This is a genomic window from Alphaproteobacteria bacterium (assembly GCA_018662925.1).
GTDB lineage: Bacteria > Pseudomonadota > Alphaproteobacteria > 16-39-46 > JABJFC01 > JABJFC01.
The window spans coordinates 1-4,632 of sequence record JABJFC010000018.1 but is presented as its reverse complement, the minus strand read 5'-3'; the positions used below and the strand labels follow the sequence as shown (position 1 = coordinate 4,632).

Genomic DNA, 4,632 nt, shown 5'->3' with positions numbered 1-4,632 from the left:
TAAACCCAGGGTTAGAATAACTTTTAGCGCTTTGGGTCAATTTAAAAATTTAACACCTAAAAAAATTCACTCTCGATCGGAAAAACTGCTTCCCTTCACACTAGAGGGAGAAATTTAATTTTCTATCGCGGATTTTGGGTCTTCACCTTTAGCCAGTAATTTTTGCTGTTCGGTGCGAAGTGAAAGTGAATTTCCCCTTGGAAAATCTTGAACCAAGGCAAATTTTATTTGCGTCATGTTTTCCTGAGTATTGCTAAACGTATCCGTTGGAACATTAATGATGCCAGCTTGGAGTTTAGGATCGGCCATTTGTCCATCGGCTATGGCAGAGTCTTCAAGGGCAATTTTGCGACTGCGAAGTTGTTCGAGTTCGGGTGCTCTTTCTATGGCAATTTTTTCCATAACCTCAAGAGTGTATTCTTCAGTATGGGAAAAAACAAAATTGGTTGGTTGTAGTGAAGAGATAAATACAAAGACGAAAAAAAGTATTTTCAAACTAGTATGTATCCGCATGCTCGTGGCCTCCATGAGAATGCTCTTCCTCGTTTTTTCTTATAAGTTTTCATTTTATCTTGTTGTGATCAGCCCATTCTACTGAAGAGAATAATCACACCTTTGCCCCTGTCTAGTTTTCGAGGGCATAGTATGGAGAGAGACTCCTAGATTCTGACCCCCAATAAAACCATTTGATACAAACTATTATAAGGGACTAAACAGTAAAAATCAAAACCTCCTTTCTAAAAGATCAAAATTCTTGAAAGGCGCGCATGTATATTCCAACCTTCGATCAGAAGTACGCATCATCAGGAACGCCTCTTGCTGAGGGCTCTTTGGCCAAACCAAAAAGACATAACGGCTGGAAAAAGGGCTGCATCCTCTACATTCCAAATTTGGATGAGGGCATCTGACCAGGAGATGGGATGATGGCATGCCATTGGGCTAGTTTTAAAAGAGCATAAAGGATAAAGAAGGCATAAGTGATAACCGGTCTGACTGAACCAGGTAGGGCATCTATCCATTTAACACCAACGGATTTTGCATGGGAATAAAGAGAAACTCGTTCATTGGCATCTGTGTTCAGACGCCCTTCTTCCAAACGGTGGGAAGCCCCAAGTTTTGAGAGTTCTATCTGGCGATCCATGATCTCCTGTTCTTGTTTGCAGTCCTTGTCTTCACGGAAGTATTTAAGGACCTCAGGAAAGGCGCTAGAGACAAAGCCCAAGACGGCACCGAGTAGTGTAAGCATGAGGGGGACTCCTTAATTGAGCAGGTTATTTTGTAAATGGCAGTGGTGGATAAACTTGACAAAAACTTAGTTTTCTTATAGTTAATTAATCCATATTTTGGAAGGTGATCATTATGAATATTAGGAAAGTATTAGTGATTTTATCAGTTCTTTCGGTGCAAGTTTCTACCTCATCCAAGGAGGCTTATGCTGTTGATTCTGCTGAAGAGGCAATTGTAGAAAGTCGTCCACAAAGAGCACCTGCAAATTCCGGAGAAAACCGAGATGAAAAAATCTCTGAAGTTTCTACTCCGAATCGAACGCTGCAAGATGGAATACCAAACATTGGTTATGATTCCGGGAGTAAAACTTCTCCACAAAAATCGCAGAAGTTAACCAATAACTCCGCCATATATTTTACTGATGGAACTTTTTACGATAGTATAAAGTGTATCGATGAAAGAGCACCTGATGCTTTTAAAGGCACTGATGGTTTTGACGGTGCATGGTCAGATGATGTTAAGAGATTATTCTGAAGTTTTGAATGCTAAGGGATAAGTTTTCCGAAGGTCTTCTGCGCTAGCAAGCAATGCTGAAGATATGATTCATGGCTTCTTTTCATCCTAGACTGTAGATAATATGAAATTCTAGAAGTCCTGGATTTCTCTTTGCTACCTATTTCATCTCTTTCATTTTCTCCATCTCCCCGTATCCTCCACTCCCCCTGGTGGGCGCTACAGGATTCGAACCTGTGACCCGCTGATTAAGAGTTAGAAAGTCTATTAATCTATGCTGATCTATAAAGTTCTATAAGTGTTATTATATAAGCCATTTTTAGAGAATACAATATATTTAAACATCTATAAAAATCTATCTGATTCTCGTTCTGTTGCTCCCCATATGCTCCCCTTTTTTTATTGAGCAAAAATTTTCTACATGATAAAGTTTCTTCTAGTGTTTCATAAAGAATGGTGTCCCTCATGCGAAAACAAAGCATACATAGACAAAAACTCACAAAACGTGTTGTTGAAAGCATTGTCCCAAATCCAGAAAAGCGCACATATGTGTGGGATACAGAAGTTATAGGATTTGGTTTACGTATTCAGCCCACAGGACGAAAAACATATTTTCTTCAGTTTCGTAATCAATACCGCACGAACCGTAAGATCAAGATAGGTATGCATGGTAATATAACCACCGAAAGAGCGCGTGATATGGCTGTGCAACTCATGCTTAGAGTAAATGCAGGTGAAGATCCGTCTCAGGAGAGTAAGGACAAAAGGACAAAACCATCTATAGAAGAGCTTGCTCATGAGTATATTGAATTGCATGCTAAAATCAATAAAAGGCCTAAAAGTTATAAAGAAGATAAGGCAATGTTAGAAAATATTATCTTGAAGAACTTAGGAACTTTAAAGGTTGAAGAAATTACCTCGCAAGATATTTTAAGGCTTCATAAAAACCTTAAAAAGATTCCTTATATGGCTAATCGTGTGCGAGCGCTTTTAAGCAAGATGTTCACTTTAGCAGTTCAGTGGGGATGGCGGAGCACAAATCCAGTTTTAGGGGTTGAGAAGTACCAAGAGCAAAAACGAAATCGTTGGCTTGCTGACGATGAATTGAAGCGTTTAATGAAAGTTCTTAAGGAATATCATAATCAAAGTGTTGCGAATGCCATTCGACTATTAATACTAACAGGTTCAAGAAGGAGCGAAGTTTTGACCGCAACATGGGATCAGTTTGATCTCATAAAAGGTGTATGGACAAAACCAGCCCATACAACTAAACAAAAAAAAATGGAGCATTTACCTCTTTCCTTACAGGTTGTTACCCTCTTAAAAGAAATGCAAGCTCAGGCTAAGGGGACATATCTTTTCCCAGGAAGGGTTCAGGGGAAACCGCTTCAAGAGATCAAGAAAGCCTGGAACACAATTAAGAAACGTGCAGAGCTAAAAGACGTGCGGCTTCATGATTTACGTCACACTCATGCGTCGCATCTTGTATCAAGTGGGTTAAGTTTGAGCATTGTTGGGAAGCTTTTAGGTCATACACAAGCATCTACGACGCAACGATATGCCCACTTAGCGGATGAACCTTTACGGCAGGCAACGACATTATTTGCTGATAAGATAGAACAGCTTGTAGGAGACTTATAAAAATTCTGCATTTGCTGTGTGTTGGTCTGTGAGAAAAATAAGCGCCCCAACAAACATATCTCAATAGAACCTAAAATATCTAGTGAGTTTTCTCTCTCATTTGTGTTTGTATAATTTTACAATTGAAACCAATAACGTTATATGTAATAATCAAAGAATGATAAGATCATTTAATTGCAAGAAAGCAGAGTCTATTTGGGAAGGGAACTCAATCAAAGGAGTATCTCTGGAACTGCAAAACAGCTGTAGAAGAAAACTTCGTATGATCAATAACGCACGTGAAATTAATGATTTAAAAATTCCCCCAGGAAATAGACTGGAGAGTTTAAAAGGAACTAGAAAGGGTCAATTTAGTATCAGAGTTAATCAACAGTGGCGTATATGTTTTATTTGGAAAGAAAAAGACGCATATCATGTTCACATAGTTGACTACCACTAAGGTAAGGAGAAGAAGATGACAAATTTAAGGAATATACATCCCGGAGAAATTCTTCAAGAAGAATTTTTGAAGCCAATGGGCGTTTCACAAACGAAGGCGGCTCATGATATGGGAGTATCAGCTCGCCGTATTAATGAGATTGTTTTACAGAAGCGTTCGATAACAGCAGACACGGCTTTGAGGTTAGCTTTATATTTTAGAACAACAGAGTACTTTTGGATAGGACTTCAAGACGATTATAACTTAGAGGAAGTTCGGAGGACTGCGGGTGAAAGAATTAGAGCCAGTGTAAAGCCATTAGATGTATGCACGAACTAATTTTTTAATAAATTGGGCACATACTGTAATTGCACCGAACGAGAAGTGAGCTGTTCTCCGGAGTCTGAGAATAGCTCCAATTGAGGTACACTTTTTCTCGAGTGAGAGGAAAACCGTCTCAATAAGTAACCTTAAAAAAGGAAAAGGAACAGCTCATGAAGTACTATGCAGGATTAGACGTTTCGATGAAAGAGACTTTTATTTGTATTGTCGATGAAAATGGAAATATCGTTTACGAAAATCAAGAACTTTCGTAAGCGCTTCATAAACCCCATCTATTCAAGTTAATTTATTTATATATTGCAGAGTTATTGAGATTGAATTTTAAAAAAGGAGATTTCAATGCTCGAAGCTACTCAAGTAAAGAATAGAAGCCCCCAAACACGCCATGGAAAAACATCACTTCCACTCAGACTATCCATTCTTCAAGAGTTTGCAGGAAGTAGCCTGACAGTGGTAGCTTTTTGTGCCCAAAAGAACCTATCACCTTCAAC

General features: G+C 38.8%; 6 protein-coding genes and 1 pseudogene. 5 read left to right on the top strand and 2 right to left on the bottom strand.

Annotation, left to right across the window (positions count from 1 at the left end; genetic code table 11):
* Positions 1-114: 114 nt before the first annotated feature.
* Positions 115-513 (bottom strand): hypothetical protein, encoded by a 399-nt coding sequence (locus HOL16_01090; protein MBT5389292.1) that lies wholly within the window; start codon positions 511-513, stop codon positions 115-117.
* A 290-nt stretch (positions 514-803) separates the two neighbouring features.
* Positions 804-1,129: pseudogene (locus HOL16_01085) on the bottom strand (hypothetical protein).
* 230 nt (positions 1,130-1,359) lie between these two features.
* Here HOL16_01085 and HOL16_01080 point away from each other — a divergent pair.
* From HOL16_01080 to HOL16_01060, 5 genes are all read left to right on the top strand, one after another.
* Positions 1,360-1,761: a hypothetical protein gene (locus HOL16_01080; protein MBT5389291.1), complete on the top strand. Its 402-nt coding sequence runs from the start codon at positions 1,360-1,362 to the stop codon at positions 1,759-1,761.
* Between the two features lie 444 nt (positions 1,762-2,205).
* Positions 2,206-3,381 carry a tyrosine-type recombinase/integrase gene (locus tag HOL16_01075; protein ID MBT5389290.1) on the top strand — a complete coding sequence of 392 codons (1,176 nt, stop codon included), beginning with the start codon at positions 2,206-2,208 and terminating at the stop codon, positions 3,379-3,381.
* 157 nt (positions 3,382-3,538) lie between these two features.
* Positions 3,539-3,820, top strand: coding sequence for a type II toxin-antitoxin system RelE/ParE family toxin (locus HOL16_01070; GenBank protein MBT5389289.1), 282 nt, complete (start codon positions 3,539-3,541; stop codon positions 3,818-3,820).
* A gap of 15 nt (positions 3,821-3,835) precedes the next feature.
* Positions 3,836-4,138 carry a HigA family addiction module antidote protein gene (locus HOL16_01065; GenBank protein MBT5389288.1) on the top strand — a complete coding sequence of 101 codons (303 nt, stop codon included), beginning with the start codon at positions 3,836-3,838 and terminating at the stop codon, positions 4,136-4,138.
* A gap of 342 nt (positions 4,139-4,480) precedes the next feature.
* Positions 4,481-4,632 (top strand): hypothetical protein (locus HOL16_01060; GenBank protein ID MBT5389287.1); only part of this gene is annotated, 152 nt, incomplete at its 3' end.

Bases quoted from the DNA above. Each gene is read 5' to 3' on its own strand.
- HOL16_01090 (MBT5389292.1), bottom strand. From the start codon at position 513: ATGCGGATACATACTAGTTTGAAAATACTTTTTTTCGTCTTTGTATTT.
- HOL16_01080 (MBT5389291.1), top strand. From the start codon at position 1,360: ATGAATATTAGGAAAGTATTAGTGATTTTATCAGTTCTTTCGGTGCAA.
- HOL16_01075 (MBT5389290.1), top strand. From the start codon at position 2,206: ATGCGAAAACAAAGCATACATAGACAAAAACTCACAAAACGTGTTGTT.
- HOL16_01070 (MBT5389289.1), top strand. From the start codon at position 3,539: ATGATAAGATCATTTAATTGCAAGAAAGCAGAGTCTATTTGGGAAGGG.
- HOL16_01065 (MBT5389288.1), top strand. From the start codon at position 3,836: ATGACAAATTTAAGGAATATACATCCCGGAGAAATTCTTCAAGAAGAA.